21 protein-coding genes are annotated in these 18,043 nt (G+C 38.7%); 14 read left to right on the top strand and 7 right to left on the bottom strand.

What is annotated here, in order from left to right; translation table 11 throughout:
* Positions 1-55 precede the first annotated feature (55 nt).
* Positions 56-496 carry a flavodoxin gene (locus JV16_RS12240; RefSeq protein WP_021094649.1) on the top strand — a complete coding sequence of 147 codons (441 nt, stop codon included), beginning with the start codon at positions 56-58 and terminating at the stop codon, positions 494-496.
* 94 nt (positions 497-590) lie between these two features.
* Here the strand turns inward: JV16_RS12240 and JV16_RS12245 are convergent, their stop codons facing one another.
* On the bottom strand, positions 591-1,898 hold the full coding sequence (locus JV16_RS12245) for an ATP-binding protein (RefSeq protein WP_021094650.1): 1,308 nt from the start codon (positions 1,896-1,898) through the stop codon (positions 591-593).
* Between the two features lie 191 nt (positions 1,899-2,089).
* On the opposite strand from JV16_RS12245, the gene JV16_RS12250 reads away from it, so the two are divergent.
* Entirely contained in the window at positions 2,090-2,899 is an 810-nt protein-coding gene (locus JV16_RS12250) for a uroporphyrinogen-III synthase (RefSeq protein ID WP_042536066.1), read from the top strand.
* A gap of 22 nt (positions 2,900-2,921) precedes the next feature.
* On the opposite strand, the gene JV16_RS12255 is transcribed toward JV16_RS12250, so the two are convergent.
* Both JV16_RS12255 and JV16_RS12260 read right to left on the bottom strand, forming a co-directional pair.
* Entirely contained in the window at positions 2,922-4,595 is a 1,674-nt protein-coding gene (locus tag JV16_RS12255; RefSeq protein ID WP_042536068.1) for a methyl-accepting chemotaxis protein, read from the bottom strand.
* A 90-nt stretch (positions 4,596-4,685) separates the two neighbouring features.
* Positions 4,686-5,792 carry an acyltransferase gene (locus JV16_RS12260; RefSeq protein WP_042536070.1) on the bottom strand — a complete coding sequence of 369 codons (1,107 nt, stop codon included), beginning with the start codon at positions 5,790-5,792 and terminating at the stop codon, positions 4,686-4,688.
* Positions 5,793-5,960: 168 nt separating this feature from the next.
* On the opposite strand from JV16_RS12260, the gene JV16_RS12265 reads away from it, so the two are divergent.
* The 3 genes from JV16_RS12265 to JV16_RS15805 are packed head-to-tail and all read left to right on the top strand — an operon-like array spanning position 5,961 to position 7,196.
* Complete coding sequence (locus JV16_RS12265; protein ID WP_042536072.1) at positions 5,961-6,482, top strand: metal-dependent hydrolase; 522 nt, start codon at positions 5,961-5,963, stop codon at positions 6,480-6,482.
* Between the two features lie 44 nt (positions 6,483-6,526).
* The gene (rraA, locus tag JV16_RS12270; protein ID WP_042536074.1) at positions 6,527-7,003 is read left to right on the top strand and encodes a ribonuclease E activity regulator RraA; all 477 of its coding nucleotides are present in this window, start codon (positions 6,527-6,529) and stop codon (positions 7,001-7,003) included.
* 40 nt (positions 7,004-7,043) lie between these two features.
* Positions 7,044-7,196: a hypothetical protein gene (locus JV16_RS15805; RefSeq protein WP_167333734.1), complete on the top strand. Its 153-nt coding sequence runs from the start codon at positions 7,044-7,046 to the stop codon at positions 7,194-7,196.
* A gap of 27 nt (positions 7,197-7,223) precedes the next feature.
* Here the strand turns inward: JV16_RS15805 and JV16_RS16125 are convergent, their stop codons facing one another.
* On the bottom strand, positions 7,224-7,355 hold the full coding sequence (locus tag JV16_RS16125) for a hypothetical protein (protein WP_019416538.1): 132 nt from the start codon (positions 7,353-7,355) through the stop codon (positions 7,224-7,226).
* 64 nt (positions 7,356-7,419) lie between these two features.
* Between JV16_RS16125 and JV16_RS12275 the strand changes: the two genes are divergently transcribed.
* A complete protein-coding gene (locus JV16_RS12275) occupies positions 7,420-8,094 on the top strand; it encodes a class I SAM-dependent methyltransferase (protein WP_042536076.1) in 675 nt (224 codons plus the stop codon).
* Between the two features lie 8 nt (positions 8,095-8,102).
* Here the strand turns inward: JV16_RS12275 and JV16_RS12280 are convergent, their stop codons facing one another.
* Positions 8,103-9,605 carry an MDR family MFS transporter gene (locus JV16_RS12280; protein WP_042536078.1) on the bottom strand — a complete coding sequence of 501 codons (1,503 nt, stop codon included), beginning with the start codon at positions 9,603-9,605 and terminating at the stop codon, positions 8,103-8,105.
* A 90-nt stretch (positions 9,606-9,695) separates the two neighbouring features.
* The gene (gene metA, locus JV16_RS12285) at positions 9,696-10,604 is read right to left on the bottom strand and encodes a homoserine O-acetyltransferase MetA (RefSeq protein WP_021094782.1); all 909 of its coding nucleotides are present in this window, start codon (positions 10,602-10,604) and stop codon (positions 9,696-9,698) included.
* Positions 10,605-10,748: 144 nt separating this feature from the next.
* Here metA and JV16_RS12290 point away from each other — a divergent pair, with 144 nt between their 5' ends.
* From JV16_RS12290 to JV16_RS12300, 4 genes are all read left to right on the top strand, one after another.
* A complete protein-coding gene (locus tag JV16_RS12290; protein ID WP_042536079.1) occupies positions 10,749-11,183 on the top strand; it encodes a BrxA/BrxB family bacilliredoxin in 435 nt (144 codons plus the stop codon).
* 40 nt (positions 11,184-11,223) lie between these two features.
* Positions 11,224-12,000, top strand: coding sequence for a class I SAM-dependent methyltransferase (locus JV16_RS12295; RefSeq protein WP_042536081.1), 777 nt, complete (start codon positions 11,224-11,226; stop codon positions 11,998-12,000).
* Between the two features lie 34 nt (positions 12,001-12,034).
* A complete protein-coding gene (locus JV16_RS15350) occupies positions 12,035-12,166 on the top strand; it encodes a YuzL family protein (protein ID WP_021094785.1) in 132 nt (43 codons plus the stop codon).
* A gap of 195 nt (positions 12,167-12,361) precedes the next feature.
* Positions 12,362-13,594: a dicarboxylate/amino acid:cation symporter gene (locus JV16_RS12300; RefSeq protein WP_021094786.1), complete on the top strand. Its 1,233-nt coding sequence runs from the start codon at positions 12,362-12,364 to the stop codon at positions 13,592-13,594.
* Positions 13,595-13,615: 21 nt separating this feature from the next.
* On the opposite strand, the gene JV16_RS12305 is transcribed toward JV16_RS12300, so the two are convergent.
* Positions 13,616-13,981 carry a GIY-YIG nuclease family protein gene (locus JV16_RS12305; protein WP_021094787.1) on the bottom strand — a complete coding sequence of 122 codons (366 nt, stop codon included), beginning with the start codon at positions 13,979-13,981 and terminating at the stop codon, positions 13,616-13,618.
* A 92-nt stretch (positions 13,982-14,073) separates the two neighbouring features.
* Here JV16_RS12305 and JV16_RS12310 point away from each other — a divergent pair, with 92 nt between their 5' ends.
* From JV16_RS12310 to JV16_RS12325, 4 genes are all read left to right on the top strand, one after another.
* Positions 14,074-14,268, top strand: coding sequence for a twin-arginine translocase TatA/TatE family subunit (locus JV16_RS12310; protein ID WP_009361196.1), 195 nt, complete (start codon positions 14,074-14,076; stop codon positions 14,266-14,268).
* 88 nt (positions 14,269-14,356) lie between these two features.
* Positions 14,357-15,076: a twin-arginine translocase subunit TatC gene (tatC, locus tag JV16_RS12315; protein WP_171335026.1), complete on the top strand. Its 720-nt coding sequence runs from the start codon at positions 14,357-14,359 to the stop codon at positions 15,074-15,076.
* 161 nt (positions 15,077-15,237) lie between these two features.
* Positions 15,238-16,308, top strand: a complete 1,071-nt coding sequence (locus tag JV16_RS12320) for a hydrogenase small subunit (protein WP_021094789.1) — start codon at positions 15,238-15,240, stop codon at positions 16,306-16,308.
* Between the two features lie 2 nt (positions 16,309-16,310).
* Entirely contained in the window at positions 16,311-18,032 is a 1,722-nt protein-coding gene (locus JV16_RS12325) for a nickel-dependent hydrogenase large subunit (RefSeq protein ID WP_021094790.1), read from the top strand.
* Positions 18,033-18,043: the final 11 nt, after the last annotated feature.

Here is an 18,043-nt window from a genome sequence, read left to right on the forward strand (position 1 = left end):
TTTAATATATAATTGTTGAAAATTATTATCAATTATATTTATAGGGGGATTACTGATGGCAAAAGTAATCATGGTATTTACAAGCATGACAGGCAATACAGAAGAAATGGCAGAAGCGATTGCTCAAGGTGTACGTGAACAAGGGGTCGAGTTGGATGTAAAAGAAGTGTTAGATGCTACAGCGACAGAACTTGAGCAATATGACGGTATTTTGCTTGGAGCGTACACATGGGGAGATGGTGAATTGCCAGATGATTTTTTAGATTTTTATGATGAATTGGATGACGTGGACTTAACAGGAAAAAAAGCGGCTGTTTTCGGCTCATGCGACTCAAGTTATGAAAAATATGGTGCTGCGGTTGATATTTTAATCGAAAAACTGCAAGAACGAGGGGCTGAAGTCGTTCTCGAAGGTTTGAAGATCGAATTGACGCCAACAAATGAAGATAAACAGTTGTGCATTGCGTTCGGTAGAGAATTTTCTAAACAGCTATAGAAGGTCGTTTGACATACGACCTTTTTTCATTAATTAAACTATGTTCTAAATAATCAATAAAACAAAAAAAAGAACAAGTCAATAAACAACTTGTTCAAATTGGAATCGCTTTTTCGTTTTTTCGTGAAAATTTCTCGACATCTGTTTTATAATAGGATGGAAAATACATATATACGTCTGTCCCTTCACCAACTTCACTATGAATAAATAAATCTCCTTTCATCGTCTCAACAATGCGATAAACAACCATCATCCCAAGACCTGTCCCTTTTGTTCCTTTCGTTGTAAAATAAGGTTCCCCTAAACGTTCAATTTGTTCTTTTGTCATGCCAACTCCTGTGTCACTAATATGAATAAGTACGTAATCTTTATCGATCGATACGTTAATACGTAATGTACCTCCATTTGGCATCGCTTCAATAGCATTTTTCATGACGTTCAATAAACATTGTTGAAATTTTTGGCGTTCTCCTTTTACCGCAAATGGCACTAGAGACGTTTGAATTTCAATGCTGTTCATATTGGCGAGAGGGCGTAAAATATCAATTACTCGCTCAATTTCGGTTTTTACATTTAACTTTTCGACATGTTCTGGAGCTGGTTTGGCAAACGTTAAATAATCTGTAATAATTGCTTCTGCGCGGTCAATTTCTTCAATTGCGATTTGAATGTATTGTTTATCTTTATAATTCATTCGTTCACTTTGTAGTAACAACTGCATAAATCCTCGAGATACAGTTAATGGATTGCGCACTTCATGCGAAATCGAAGCGGCTAAATGGCCGACCACTTCCATCTTTTCGGCACGAACAATGCGGCGACGAAGATCGTTATGTTTTTGGATCGTTTCAGTAATATAAGCACCTAAAAACGCTGCAACTGGTTGTGCTAGAAAATATGTTGAAATGATATGTAAAATTTGATAGTCATCAACAATCCATATGCTAGAGAGTATCATTGTTAACATAGCTGTTCCGATCGATAAAAGAATAATCGAAGTAATCCGTTGTTTCGGGGAAAAAGACGTTTGGAATTTTCGGTAAAGAAAGAAGGAAATAATGACTTGGATGGTTGTAATGATCATCGTCACAATAATACCTTCCGTGCCACCGATAATGATGCGATAAATAACAGCCATGCTCGAAAGAAAAAGGGCTGACAATGCTCCTCCGTATAAACCGCCAATCCAGATGGCGACTTGACGTAAATCAAAAATAAGACTATCCGTTACGTGGATAGGAAACGTCATACAAAATATAATACATATCCCGATTGCCATCGTTTTTAAAATCGTTTTTGCGTGATCGGATATGCGCCGTTCTTCAAGCCAAATGGGAACAATTAATAGCGCTAATATAATAAAAAATAAATTTAGCAATATTTCTTTAATTAACGAGGGCATATAAAGCCGCTCCTTTCGACATATATTTCGAATAATTTGAATATTTTCGTCGAATCGTCTCTTTACATTGTAGGCGAATTTAGTTATCGTGTGAATATATAACTATTCGATGTTTTATGTCACGTTTCTACAAAATTTGCGCTATTTCGCACCTTTATGTGATGTGATGGGAAGAAAAGGAGATGAGATGAATGGTTGAGAAAGCGTTGGCGAATAAAAACATTGCACTATGTGCCTCACGTAAAATAGAGGAAATGAGTGCGCTTATCGTTAAACAAGGGGGTATTCCAATTTCACGACCTGCTCAAGGAACGATGTTTTTTAATGAAGAACTAAAACAACAACTTTATCAAATCGTCAATGAGCCAGTCGATTGGTTTATTTTTACGACAGGAATTGGTGTTGAAACATTAATGAAAAAAGCAGACGAGTGGGGAGTAGGAGAAATGTTTCTTCAAGCCATTCGTCAAGCGCATGTGGCGGTGCGTGGGTATAAAACGACGAACGTCCTACGTACATACGGCATAAACCCACACATAACGGCAGACGATGGAACGACAAAAGGTCTTGTTCATGTGCTAGAAGAAGTGGATTGGACAGGTAAACATGTTGTTATTCAGCTTTATGGAGATTCAGCTCCGTCATTGCAACAATTTTTAACTAAACGAGGAGCTTTATATCAAGAGATATGGCCGTATCTCCATACTCCACCTGCGCCTCATTTAATGAAACAGCTTGTTGACGAAATTATTTCTCGATCTGTACAAGCAGTTTGTTTTACATCAGCGATTCAAGTACGCTTTTTCTTTTCGTTTGTGAACGAAGGTGGATATGCACAAGAAATAAAACGAGCATTTGACGGTGACGTTGTGGCTGTTGCGGTAGGAAAAGTAACGAAAGAAGCGTTACACGAGGAAGGGATTGCGCATGTCATTGCTCCAGCTCACGAACGGATGGGGGCGATGATTGTTGAATTAGCGAAATATTTTGACAAGAAGTAGACGTGCATAGATGTATGCACGTCTATATACGAAATGATTCCACTGTTGTGCGTAACTGATCGCCAAGTTGGGCAAGCGTTTGGGCAGCGGAAGAAATTTGTTCGTTCATCGCTAACTGTTCTTCCATCGTCACGGCACTTTCTTTACTTCTTTTCATCACTTCGTCCGCTATTTGTTTTAATTGTTTCATTGTTTCGGTTATTTCGTTTGAAATCGCGGTCATTTGTTCAATTGCTGCGGATGTCGTTTGTACTTTAGAAAACACTTGTTCTACCGATTGATTAATAACTTGAAATGAACGTTCTGCTGTGTCATAGTATGTCGTGCCATCAACAAGTTTTTTCGTGTTTTCCTCCATGGCTTGCGCTACTCTTTTTGTTTCGACCTTTATTTGATCTAGCATCGTTTCAATTTCTTTTGCCGCTTCTTTCGATTGTTCGGATAATTTTCGCACCTCATGAGCGACGACAGTAAATCCTTTTCCGTGTTCACCGGCACGCGCAGCTTCAATGGCGGCATTTAGCGCAAGTAAATTCGTTTGTTCGGCAATAGCCGTAATGACGTTTGTAATTTTTCCGATTTTCTCTGAACGTTGTTGGAGAGATTCAACAAGTGTTTTTGTTGTAAACATAGCATCGCGCATATCGGCGGCTTGTGCTGTCACTGCTTGAATGGAATGTTTTCCTTGATTGACAAAATCATGTGCTCGTTCGGCTGATGTAAGCAAATCTTCTGTACTTTCAGCAATTTGATTCATTCCGATCGCAAACTCATGTAAAGAATGATCAGCTTCTTTTAACATACGCAATTGTTGCTCGGCTTGCCCATATGTTTGCTCCGCCATTTCTGTTGCTTTTTCAGCTGCTTGTGTACTTTCTTCTGCACTTGTGGAAAATTGTTCTGCTTGCGATGCCATATGAATAGAAATGTCTTTCATCGTTTCGATCGTTTCTTTTAATTTTGCTTTCATATGATTAATCGATTCAATCATATATTTTGTTTCATCTTTTGTTTTCACGGGTAAAGGTGGGGAAGATAAATCTTGTTTCGCTACGCGCTGTAACTCATCAGAAACGAGATGGATCGGTTTAGAAATTTGACGGCTAATAAAAAAGGAAGCAGCGCTACCAAATAAAATGAGGGATACGATAATTATGAGTGATATCATATACGTTTGTTTCATGTACTGTTCAATGCGTTGTTGATCCGTTGCTAATAATGTTTTTTGTCGCTGTAACATTTGTTCAGCGTTTTGTAAAAAATGGTTCCCTGTTTGCTGAAGCTTCTGGACAATACTTGCTTGTTCTTGTTTATTAGTTGTACGTAAAAATTGTTGTACAAGTTGGAAATATTGATATTCTAGTTGTTGTAATTGGTTAATAATCGTTTTGCTTTCGGTTGTTGTTAACATTAAGCTTATTTGTTCATAATTTTTATAAAAACTCCTTCGTTTTTCTCCATAACTCGCTAAAAATTTATCATCTTTTAGTAGCAAGTAAGTTAGTATATCTTTTCTCTCTTCATAAAAAAGAGTGACCATTTCATCTGTTTTTGTAATGATATTAAAACGATGATCGATTAAGTGATTGTACATCTCTTTTGTTTCAGTCATTCTAAATATTTGGAATCCTCCTAAACAGATCACAAACAATAAAGTGACGAAGTAACCTAAGAATATTTTTCGGCTAATGCTCATATTTTTCCTCCTTTTGCTATTTGTCCGATTTATTATATGTTGGAAATAGGAAGAGGTTTGTGCAAATAAAATAAAAAGACATCCCTAAATTTAACTCGGGATGCCTTTTTTCAGTTTTGAAATCGTTGGGATTGAAAGTGTCCGATGTTCACGCGCTTGACCGATAAAAAGTAAGCTAAATGGTGTGGCGTGTATCATATAACAAATGCCGACCGAAGCCACGGTTGTAATTGTAAACAAGATCACCGCTTGTAACAGTGAATATATCGTTGTCGGAATGGTCGGTGCAAACATATATAAGAAAAACACATGTCCGATATATGCTCCATACGTATATCGGCTAACGAAACGTAACGTTGTATATAGTCGTGATTTTGTTTGTACGATAGTAATTGACAAACCGTATAACAAAACAATTTCTGATGTAACATATAACACCATCGACGGCTTTAAATACGTAATCGCGCTTAAATCGATAGAAAAAACACCTTGAGATATAAACAACTCATAACCAACAAAAATAAAAAGCGATAAAAATAAAAACGTGTTAAGCGGAATGGCTCGAATAACAAATTTTCTCCAAGATGGCAATGTGTACGCAGCCATACTACCTAAACAAAAATAGAAAAAATAAGCTAAAAATGTACGGTCAACGTAATGTATATATGATTTGCTTTGAACGATTGGAGAAATGAATGTAATGAAGCCCATGTAAGTGATCGCACTAACGATAATAAATAATTTCCAATATTTTTTTTCATTCAGCCATCGGAAAAATGGAACAATGGCGACAATAAGCAAATGAAATTGTATAATCATGACGACGTACCATAAATGAGGAGCTGTTTCTCCAAGCAATAGTTGTTTCACCGCTTCAAATGCATGTGAATGACTAGAAAATAATATCAAATAAATAAACGACCATGTTATATATGGAACAATGAGCTCTCTCCATTTATGGGCCATGTAACGTGAATAATGAATCGCATCTGTTTGTTGTGCGATATGAAATCCGACTAAAAAGACGAACACGGGCGCAGAAAATTTGACGACTTGAAACAATATACTGATCATAATCGCTTCCTCAGCATGTGGAGAGCGATGATTCATAACATACAATAACGCACTTTGAAAAACAACAGCGAAAAATGCTAAACTTTTCATAACGCTTAGTTCTGCAGGTGTTTTTTTTATCATTTTTTCTCACCAGCTTCATTTGTCAATTTGTTCATATACTAGTATAATGCTAATAGTTTCACAAAGTTGGTTGAAGAAATGAATATTTATTGAAAAAACAGTCGCAAATTCATGAATGTTAATAATAAATGTCATGTGAAACGTTTACAAAAAGGGAGGTGAAAAACCATGCGTTATCATACTCATATTGTTTCATCATTAGCCATTGGTGCCGGGATTGCAACATATACCTCTATATCTTTTACTGTTACCTATGCAGCCGGATTAGCGATTGGAGGGTTGCTTCCTGATATTGATGAACCAAATTCATATATTGGTCGCCGTTCACTTGGTGTGGCGAAACAAGTGAAAAAGGCGTTCGGTCATCGCGGATTTACACACTCGCTATTAGCATGGGGAGCGATCACAGCCGTTTTATTATTCCAACATTTTTCTCCTTTTACGCTCGGATTATGTCTCGGTTATGCGTTTCATGTGTTAGCTGATTACTGTTCGAGTCAAGGTGTTCCGCTACTTTGGCCATTTTCTAAAAAAAGATATCGTTTTATTATGACTTATCGTACGTCTAGCTTTTTTGAAACGTTGCTTTTTTACTGCTTTCTCGTTTTGTTTATTTATTTTTTAACGAACGGAGCGATAGAAGAGAACAGTTCGTTCTTTTCGCTTTCATTTATTGATTTTTCTGAATAAATTGAATATGATTATGTTGAGATTGACAAAAATGGGGGATGAGGATGAAAACGGCAGATTTATGTGATCAATACGGGGAACGTGTACGCGTTTGTTCACTGACATTTCAAAGTTACGGTGGAAAAACATCGTTTTATGGACCGATTACAACGGTAGATGTTTTCGAAGATAATGTGCTTGTTCGAGAGGCGCTAGAAACAGTACCAGCAGGAAGTGTAGTCGTTGTTGATGGAAAAGGATCAAAACAATGTGCGCTTGTGGGTGATCGGCTGGCACAAATCGCATATGATCGCCAATTAGCAGGTATTATTGTACATGGATGTATTCGTGATTCGAAAGAAATAAGTACGATGCCAATTGGTGTACTTGCCCTCGGAACATGTCCGCGCAAAAGTAAAAAAGAAGGAAAAGGGAAACGGGACACAGTTGTTTATTTCGGGGATATAGAGTGGAAGCCAGGTACATACGTATATGTTGATGAAGATGGAGTGATTGTTTCAGACGAGCCTTTGCATGAATAACGTTTTGTTCGGTTATTCTATCGTCTAGGGGGGATAGACGATGGAGGAAAAACGAACAATGCGAGAAGATGAAGTAGCGTTTGCTGAACAAGAGATCAATCGTTATTTTTATGACCATCGACATGAAGAAGGCGTTCCGTTATATATTGGGAACAACACACCAGCTATTCGTGTTAGCAAGCGAGAAGAATGAGTCGGGCGATCAGCCCGACTTTTTTCATTACTCTGTTTTATCGCTTTGGCTTTTGTTTTGCTTACGGCCTTTACTGTTGTCTCCTGCACCTTCATATAGTTGCCCGTGTTGTGTCGGTGCATTTTGATTTCGACTTCCTTCGTTCACTTTTTTTGTCATGTTTCCGCCTCCTTTCTGCTACAATAAACGTAACATGTTTATTTTTTCAAAAAGGGGTGGAGTTATGCGCGCGTGGCATAAAGAAGCGGAGAAGCAATGGGATGAGCGAGCAGAGTGGTGGCATCAAAGTAGTGAAGACATGTGGGAGAAAGGAAGTCGAAAGGCGATTATCCCGTTTGTGAAGACATATATGCCGAAAGAAGGATATATTGCAGATATTGGATGTGGGGATGGATACGGGTCATATAAACTATGTCAACAAGGATATCGTGTCATCGGATTAGATTTATCAAGCGAAATGATTGAATTAGCGAAAAAACAAAGATATCATGAACATCTTCATTTTCAACAAGCAGACATTATGAACTTGCCTTTTCCAGATGAAACGTTTTCCGGGGCGATGATTATTAACTGCTTGGAATGGACCGAACGCCCACTTGCTGCACTTGAAGAAGTTCGTCGGGTATTAAAAACAAATGCACATGTATGTGTAGGCATTCTCGGCCCAACAGCCGCTCCTCGAGTGAATAGCTATCGTCGTTTATATGATGAAGCAGTCATTTGTAATACGATGATGCCATGGGAGTTTGAACAGTTAGCAAAGGAAAACGGATTCACGATTGTTGCGCAAGAAGGGGTATATAAGCGTGGCGTCGATGAGCATTTCATTCAGCAGCTACCAATAGAATTAAAACAGGCTGTTTCGTTTATGTGGTTATTTATGTTGCAAAAAAGGTAGAGGACGTGTTACTGCCCCCTGCCTTTTTGTTGCACTTCTAATTTTTCATTTCCCATAAAGAGAATTGCTAACGCAGCAAATGCAATCGGAATTAATGCGATAGAAAACGAATACGTAATCGACGAAGCCATCGCATCCACAATTTTTTGTAATACGTTTGGTGGAATTTGTGCCCGTGTCCCTGGCTCAAACAATGCATGGGGATCAGGAATAAATGATGTTGTGCTCGCACCGAACGTTTCGCGTAATTCGCTCATTAGTTTATTCGATTGGATTGTTCCAAAAATGGTTATACCAATCGTCATGCCGAGCGAGCGAAAAAACGAATTGGTTGAATTCGCTGTTCCGCGAAAACGTGGTTCCAAGTTATGCATAGATGCCGATGGTAAAAGTGAGAAAGAAAATCCGACTCCAAGTCCAGTTAATACCATATAAATCGTTAGCCATAATTTTGACGTTTCTGGTGTCATAAAACTAAGCGATAGCATGCCTGTAAAGTAAGCGATCACAGAAATAAACATAATGTTTCGATACGATGTTTTCGTTTGTGAAATACCAGCGAACGAACTGCCTGCAACAGATCCAAGCATCATCGGCATTAAGATGAGTCCAGCATTTCTCGCTGTACCGCCATAAACTGCTTGTACAAACACCGGGATAAAAACAGCTAAAATGACAAATGTCGCACCGTATAAAAAGGCAAGCAACTGCGCTACAGCAAACGTTCGTCGTTTAAATAGCGAAAATGAAATAATTGGTTCCTTTACTTTTGTTTCTACATACAAAAATGTTAGTAAGAAAATGGCACTAATCATAAATAACGATATGATGGTGAATGAATTCCAATCATATTTTTTCCCGCCTAATTCAAGGGCGAACATTAAGCTAACGACTGTAACAATGAGAGTGAGTGCGCCAAACCAATCGATTGTTTGCTTCGTATGTGGCGTTGTTTCTTTGTAATAACGAACAATGAAAAAAATAGACAATAAACCAATTGGCACATTGACGTAAAATACCCAATGCCAACTTAAGTAATCGGTAATATAAGCACCGAGGAGCGGACCAAGCACGCTTGACATTCCAAAGACTGCCCCGAGCAATCCTGTCATTTTTCCTCTTTTTTCTGGTGGGAATACGTCAAATACGATTGTAAATGCAATTGGCATTAATGCCCCGCCACCAATTCCTTGAATCGCGCGGAAAATGCTAAGTTGTACAATGCTTTGTGCTAAACCGCAGAGCGCAGAACCGATTAAAAAGACGATTAACCCGAATAAAAAGAAACGTTTTCGACCATACATATCGGATAACTTCCCGAAAATCGGCATACCAGCCATCACGGTAACCATGTACGCAGATGTCACCCAAACAAATTGATCCACGCCACCTAAATCGGCAACGATCGTCCCAATTGCCGTTGCAACAATCGTGTTATCCATCGCTGCCATTAAAATAGCTAACAGCAATCCTGTCACAATAAACGAAACATGTCTCGTTTGATCAACCATCTTGCACGTCTCCTTCCTTTATGTATACAAGACATTATATGCCTTCTTTACATATTTACCAATAAAAAAGCTCTCGCAAAAAGCGAAAGCTTACTCCCAAATGTATGGCGTTTCTTGATACACATAGTAGTTGAGCCAATTGACAAACAGTAAATTCGCATGGGAACGCCACGTGTTATATGGTTGCTTATTCGGATCGTCATGTGGAAAATAATATTTTGGGATTTGAATGTCCAACCCTTTGGCAACATCTCGCTCATATTCTTCTTTGAGCGTTGTGGCATCATACTCTGGGTGTCCTGTTAAAAATACTTGTTTTCCATCATTTGAAATGACGAGACAGACGCCAGCTTCTTCGGATGAAGATAAAATTGTTAACTCAGAAACCGCTTCGATATGTTCACGTTTCACATCTGTATGGCGCGAGTGAGGGATTTTATGAATATCGTCAAATCCACGAGTAAGTTTGACGTGCTTTTGTTCTAACATATGATCGAATACGCCGAAACATTTTTGTGGCAAATCGTATTTTGGAATACCGTAATGATAGTACATCCCTGCTTGTGCACCCCAACAAATATGTAACGTAGATGTGACATTCGTCTTTGTCCATTCCATAATTTGAGTTAACTCATCCCAGTAATCGACTTGTTCAAACGGCAAATGTTCAACGGGTGCACCAGTAATAATCATGCCGTCATATTTTCTATGCTGAACATGTTGAAATGTTGTATAAAATTGATCAAGATGATGTTTTGATGTTGTTTTCGCTTCATGTGTTTCGGGACGTAAAAAAGTCACATGTACTTGTAGCGGTGAATTTCCAAGCAAACGCAATAGTTGTGTTTCTGCTTTTTCTTTTTGTGGCATTAAGTTTAAAATAATAATGTTTAACGGTCGAATGTCTTGAGAATAGGCGCGATCTTCATCCATGACGAAAATATTTTCTTGTTCTAATATTTCTTTAGCTGGAAGATCACGTGGAATATTAATTGGCAATGTTCTCAACCTCCATTTACATCATATAAATACATTCATTATAAAAATTTTTAGAAAATTGTTCAATGTTTTTTATTTTATTGATTTTTCTATTTGCATTGTTGTATCCTTGTAAAAGCAAGAATGATTTGGAGGGATGCACGTATGTTTATGTCATATGAAGAATATATGCGTCAAGTCGTACAACCGATGCGTGATGAATTAGTCAGCGGTGGCTTTAAAGAATTACGGACGAGTGAAGAAGTGGAACAATTTATGGAACAAGTAGAAGGAACGACGTTTGTTGTCATTAATTCTGTTTGTGGTTGTGCGGCAGGGCTTGCACGTCCAGCAGCTATTCAGGCGGTACAAATGAGCGAGAAAAAACCAGACCATCTTGTGACCGTATTTGCTGGACAAGATCGTGACGCAACGGCTAAAATGCGTGAGTATTTTGTTGGCATTGAACCTTCTTCGCCATCGATGGCCTTATTAAAAGGAAAAGAAGTTGTCCATTTTATTCCACGCCACGATATTGAAGCCAATTCTCTTGAAAATATTATGCAAAATATTATGCAAGCTTTTGAAAAACATTGCTAAGGGTGTCCAATTGACATCCTTTTTCTTTTGGGGTGACCGTATGATTGTGACAACTGCTGGCCGAACGAATGAACAAATGATTGAAAAAGCGAAACAAATTGCCGATGAATTACAAATTCCGTACATCCCGCGTCAAAAACGTTCCATTACAGCCATCCAGCAACAGATAGCTGAACCTGTTCTGGTCGTAGGGAAAGAAAGATTAGAAATCCATTTGATTAACGGAGATGAACCGTTATTTTTTCATCCAAATTCTGCTTCCTTTCGCGCAAAGCGTATTTTAAAAGGGGAAAGTGAACCGTTTTTACAAGCGACGAAATTACAAAAAGGGATGACGTTTTTAGATTGTACGCTTGGATTAGCAGCTGATAGCATAATTGCTAGCTTAGTTGTTGGTGAGAAAGGAAAAGTGGTGGGAATTGAAGGGAGTGCACATATCGCTTACTTAACAAAACAAGGGTTACGTCATTGGGAAAGTGATGTCGTTGAACTTAATGAAGCGATGCGACGCATTCATGTACATCATGCCGATTTTCGCTCTTTTTTAGCGCAATGTGATGATCAGTCATATGATGTTGTTTATTTGGATCCGATGTTTGAAGTAACTATTGATGAAGCGGATGGAGTAAGGGGATTAAAACAGGCAGCGCTATATACGGATGTGACAGCAGAAGATATCGAACAAGCAAAACGAGTAGCTCGACAACGAGTTGTACTAAAAGATCATTGGCAAAGTTCACGTTTTGAGCAATTTCATTTTTTCGTTTATCGAAGAAAAACGGCAAAATTTCATTTTGGTACGATTGAACTTTCATAAATGATGCAAAATAAGACAGTAGGAGGTGAATGAAATGGGTAAACGAAAAAAGGATGCTTCGAAAACAGGATTAAGTTCACCGGAGATCAAAGGACAAGGTACGACTGAACACGAAACAGGAAATATTGAAGTAGATTCGAGTCGCAAAAAAACAAAGCGGATGTAAACTACCACATTATCGTGGTAGTTTTTTTTGTAAAAAAAGAAATTAAACTACTTTTCTAACAATTATATTCATTTTTTCTTTACAATTTTAAAAAAAACATTTACAATTGAATAGGTTCTCTCCCTTAACCCTTTTCCCGAACGAAGTTGAATACGTTTTACAGCAAAAGACGCAGAATTTGATGGAGGTGTGGATATGTCAATGACGAAAAAAATTTTACTAGGAATGTTTGCAGGAATTATCGTTGGACTCATTTTCAACTTAGCTCTTCCAACAGAATGGTTTGACCTCGCAAAAACATACGTACTCAATCCGCTTGGAACAATATTTATTAACTTAATTAAACTGCTTGTTGTTCCAATTGTTTTTGTATCGCTCGTTTTAGGAGCAGCTGGTGTTGGTGACCCGAAAAAGCTCGGTCGTATTGGTATGAAAACAATTGCATTCTTTTTAATTACTACTTCTCTTGCGCTTATAATTGCTTTAACATTAGGATCTGTCATTCGTCCAGGAGAAGGGAATTTTAATTTAGAAGGGGCATCGTTTGAAAAGAAAGAAGCTCCGCCGGTTGTAGACACATTATTGAATATTATTCCAACAAACCCATTCCAAGCCATGGTTGAAGGAAATATGTTACAAGTCATTGTATTTGCGGTGCTTGTTGGAATGGCTGTCGCCCGCCTTGGTGATCGAGTAAAACAAGTGAGAGTCATCGTAGAGCAAGCAAATGATCTTCTCATGTATTTAGTAGAATGGGTGATGAAATTTGCGCCATATGGTGCGTTCGCATTAATTGCGATTGCGATTGGCGGACAAGGATTTGATGCGATTGCAGCGATGGGGAAATATATGTTTGCTGTATTGTTAGCGTTATTTATTCATTTCTTCGTCGTGTATGGTACGGCGGTATGGACACTTGGGAAAATGAGCCCTATCGCATTTATTAAAGGATTTTCTCCAGCGATGGCTGTTGCGTTTAGTACATCGAGCAGCAATGCTACGTTGCCAGTGTCGATGGAAACAGCACAAAAAAATTTAAACGTTCCGAAGAGCATTAGCGGTTTTGTTCAACCTCTTGGAGCCACAATTAATATGGATGGAACAGCCATTATGCAAGGTGTGGCAACGATGTTTATCGCACAAGTGTATGGTGTGGACTTAACATTTAGCGATCTTTTGACCGTCATTTTAACGGCAACACTTGCGAGTATTGGTACAGCAGGTGTTCCAGGTGTTGGTTTAATTATGCTTTCCATGGTGTTAACATCCGTTGGTCTACCTGTTGAAGGAATTGCCCTTATTTTAGGAGTTGACCGCTTACTTGATATGACGAGAACAGTCGTGAATATTACAGGCGATGCGGCATGTGCAGTTATTATTGCAAAATCGGAAGAAAAATACGAAAAACAATATGAGAAAGCAAGTTAAACGAGGGAATACATCCCTCGTTTATTCTTTATAATAAATAAGGTGGGAAAAACAGCGGCAGTCCGATGAGCCAAATTTTTTTACAATCCATTGTCCTTTGTATTGTTGAAACAGCTGTTGGGCTCGTTCACATTCGCTCAGTTCGGAGGAATACGTTTGAACGTGTGTAATTTCACCGTATGGACGAATGTAATCGATATGCCAGCGTTTTCGCTTTTCCAGTTGCATATGGCGCTGAATACGTGATTGAATGTTTCGTTTCGCACTTCCCACATAAATATAGTTTCCGCTCGGGAATAAAAAGCTGCCTAATTGCCCGACTTTTACGGTAATATCGCTAGATATGGTAAAGAAAATAGCGTATACTGTATGTCGATTGTCAAACATTTCTCACACCTCTTAAAAATTTGTCATTGAAAAATGAAGATCTTAGCAATACAATAAAAGAAGCGTATGTATAAAAAAAAGGAGATGACGTTATGCTTTCAAATATCGGAGTACCTGGCTTAATTTTAATCCTTGTCATCGCTCTTGTCATTTTCGGACCGAAAAAACTACCTGAAATCGGACGGGCTTTTGGTGAAACATTGCGTGAATTTAAAAAGTCAACAAAAGGATTGCGTGATGAAGTATTAGAGGAGCTTGATGAAAAGAAAGAAGCGCGTAAATCATAAGGCGGCAACGATGTGTTGCCGTTTTTAACATGGAAAAAGGTTGGTGTTTACGCTCGTGGAAGAAAAGAAACGATATGAAGATAAAGAGATGACGTTAGTCGAACATTTGGAAGAATTACGCAAACGCGTGTTTATTGTTGTTGGGGCACTTATTTTATTTTTTATTTTAGGATTTATTTTTGTGCAAGATTTATACCGTTGGCTTATTGCTGATTTAGATGTGAAGCTAACGATTTTAAGTCCGACCGATATTTTATGGGTATATGTGATGTTAGCTGGCGTGTTTGCGATTACAATGACGATTCCTGTATTCGTTTGGCAAGTATGGATGTTCGTGAAGCCTGCTCTTACACCACGGGAGCGAAAAGTAACGCTGTCATATATTCCAGCTACGTTTTTACTATTTGTACTCGGCTTATGCTTTGGATACTTTGTTGTGTTGCCTATGGTGTTTCATTTTTTAATGAGCCTCGGTGAAGATTTGTTCGCAACGATGTTTACAACAGAAAAATATTTTCGGTTTATTTTGAACATGACGATTCCGTTTGCGATATTGTTTGAATTGCCGATTATCGTTATGTTTCTAACAAGCATTGGCATTATTAATCCATACGCGTTACAAAAAGTAAGAAAATACGCGTATTTTGTATTAGTAATTATCGCGGTTACGATTACACCACCAGATTTTATTTCTGACTTTTTAGTAACGATCCCGTTGCTTTTGTTATATGAAGTAAGTATATCAATCTCGAAATTTGTGTATAAACGAAAAGAAAAACAGTTGAAGCAAGAAGCGTCTTCCGAATAGAAGGCGCTTTTTTATTTATCTACTTATTATAATAAAAACTATTTTCATGTTGTTAATATATTTAAGAACATTTTGTGACAATTAAACCATTAAAATAACATAAAGGGAAATAATCATATATAATTAAATGTAAACGCTATCATGTGAAGGGGAGGAGCTATGTGAAAAGAAAAACTATTTTAGAAGAAGTGCTTGATCGCGGTTTTACGAGACGCGATTTTTTAAAAATGTGTACAGCACTTGCGGCGACAATGGGGCTTGATTTTTCACAAACGGACCAAGTGGTTGCAGCGATGGAAAAGAACCAGCGTGTTCCGGTTATTTGGTTACAGTTTCAAGACTGTACAGGGTGCTCTGAATCATTTATTCGTTCGACGCATCCGAAAGTGGAAAGTGTGCTGTTAAATATGATTTCTCTCGAATATTCGGAAGTGCTTTCTGCTGCTTCGGGTCATCAAGTTGAAGCTGCGCTGGAACATGTTCTTGAACATTATCCGGGAGAATACATACTTGCAGTGGAAGGAAGCTTGCCAACAGACGATGCATTTTTAACCGTTGGTGGCGTATCGGCAAAAGAAACGTTTCTTCGCGCTGCTAAAGGAGCAAAAGCGATTATTGCATATGGAAGCTGTTCATCGTGGGGAGGGATTCCTGCGGCATATCCAAATCCAACAAAAGCCAAACCGATTACGCATTTTGTGAAAGATAAACCTATTATATTAGTCCCAGGATGCCCGCCAATTGCAGAAGTCATGACAGGTGTTATTGCACACATTATTACGTTCGGGAAATTTCCAGAGCTTGATCATCTTGGCAGACCAAAAGCATTTTATCGTCATCGTATTCACGATAAATGTAATCGTCGCGCATATTTTGATGCAGGCTTATTTGCGGAATCGTTTGATGATGAAGGAGCAAGACAAGGATATTGCTTATATAAAGTAGGCTGTAAGGGGCCAACAACATATAACTCCTGTGCGGAAATGCGCTGGAACGGTGGGGTTAGTTATCCAATTCAATCCGGCAATCCATGTATCGGTTGCTCCGAGAAAGGTTTTTGGGATAACGGTCCTTTCTTCGTTCGTCGTGCAAAAATTCCTGCATCTCAAACGACGATTAATCCAGAAACGGTCGGAGCGATTGCGGTTGGTGTGACTGCTGCAGGTGTCGCTGCTCATGCTGCGGTAACAGCAATGAAGAAAAAAGATGAACATCATGATCGAGGTGAATAAAGATGACAGAACGTATTGTTGTCGATCCAGTAACACGAATTGAAGGGCATTTACGCATTGAAGTAGATGTTGATGACAGCGGTGTCATTCAAGAAGCATTTAGTTCAGGTACAGCCGTTCGTGGCATTGAGTTAATTGTACGAGATCGCGATCCACGGGATGTTTGGGCATATGTGCAACGCATTTGCGGTGTTTGTACAACAACTCATGCTTTAGCTTCTATCCGTTCCGTTGAAGATGCGCTTGATATTAAAATTCCAAGAAACGCACATTTGATTCGTGACATTATGAACGCGGCTGTTTTTTTACATGACCATGTCGTTCACTTTTATCATTTACATGCATTTGATTGGGTTGATGTATTAAGTGCGCTTAAAGCAGATCCAAACGAAACAAGCCGCATTGCTCAGTCGCTTTCTAGTTGGCCAAAATCGTCTCCAGGTTATTTTAAAGACATTCAAATGAAAGTACAAAAAGTTGTGGATAGTGGACAACTCGGCATTTTTGCAAACGGCTATTGGGGGCATAAAGCATATAAGTTACCACCTGAAGTGAATTTACTTGCTGTTGCTCATTATTTAGAAGCGCTTGATTGGCAAAAAGAAATTGTGAAAATTCATACGATTTTTGGAGGAAAAAACCCACATCCTCACTATGTCGTCGGTGGGATGGCTACGCCAATTGATATTAATAGCGATAATGCCATTCATGCCGAACGTTTGATGCATGTTTCGCAAATTATCGATCAGGCAGTAGAGTTTGTAAATAATGTTTACATCCCAGACTTATTGGCGATCGGCTCATTTTATAAAGATTGGACATATGGTGGTGGTTTAAACAACTATTTATGTTATGGAGATTTTTCAACAGGCGATATTCGAGACGTTCACTTATACCGTTTCCCACGTGGTGTCATTTTAAATGGAAACTTCAATGAAGTGCTCGATGTCGATCCGAAAGATCCAGAACAAGTAAAAGAGTTTATCGATCACTCGTGGTATACGTATGACGGAAAAGAAGGGGGCGTTGGTAAGCATCCGTGGGAGGGTGAAACGTCACTTCGTTATACAGGACCAAAGCCACCGTTTAAAACATTAAATACAGATGAAAAATATAGCTGGTTAAAATCCCCAAGATGGAAAGAGCATCCGATGGAAACAGGTCCACTTGCACGCATGCTCGTTGGCTATGCTTTAAAGAAAGATGAGTTTGTCGGATTAATAGATGACACGTTGAAAAAATTGAATTGGCCGCTTGAAGCGATGCGTTCAGCACTTGGTCGCACAGTAGCGCGCGGACTTGAGTCCATTCTTGTTGCAAAATGGATGCGTGACGATATGGACGCATTATTGGCGAATATTCGCAATGGAAACCAAATTACATTTGATCGAACAAAATGGGAGCCAAGTACATGGCCGAAAAAAGCGAAAGGAGTCGGATGGATGGAAGCGCCACGTGGAGCGCTAGGTCATTGGATTGAAATTGAAGATGGAAAAACGAAAAACTATCAAGCGGTTGTTCCGACGACGTGGAATGCTTCACCGCGTGATCATAAAGGACAAATTGGTGCGTATGAAGCATCTTTAAAAGGAACGCCATTGCTCGATAAAGAAAAGCCGTTAGAGATTTTGCGCATCGTCCATTCGTTCGATCCATGTTTAGCATGTGCGGTTCATTTAACAGATCTTGAATCGAAACAAACGACTCATATTCGTATTGGGTAGGAGGGGAGTGT

The organism is Anoxybacillus ayderensis, assembly GCF_000833605.1.
GTDB lineage: Bacteria > Bacillota > Bacilli > Bacillales > Anoxybacillaceae > Anoxybacillus > Anoxybacillus ayderensis.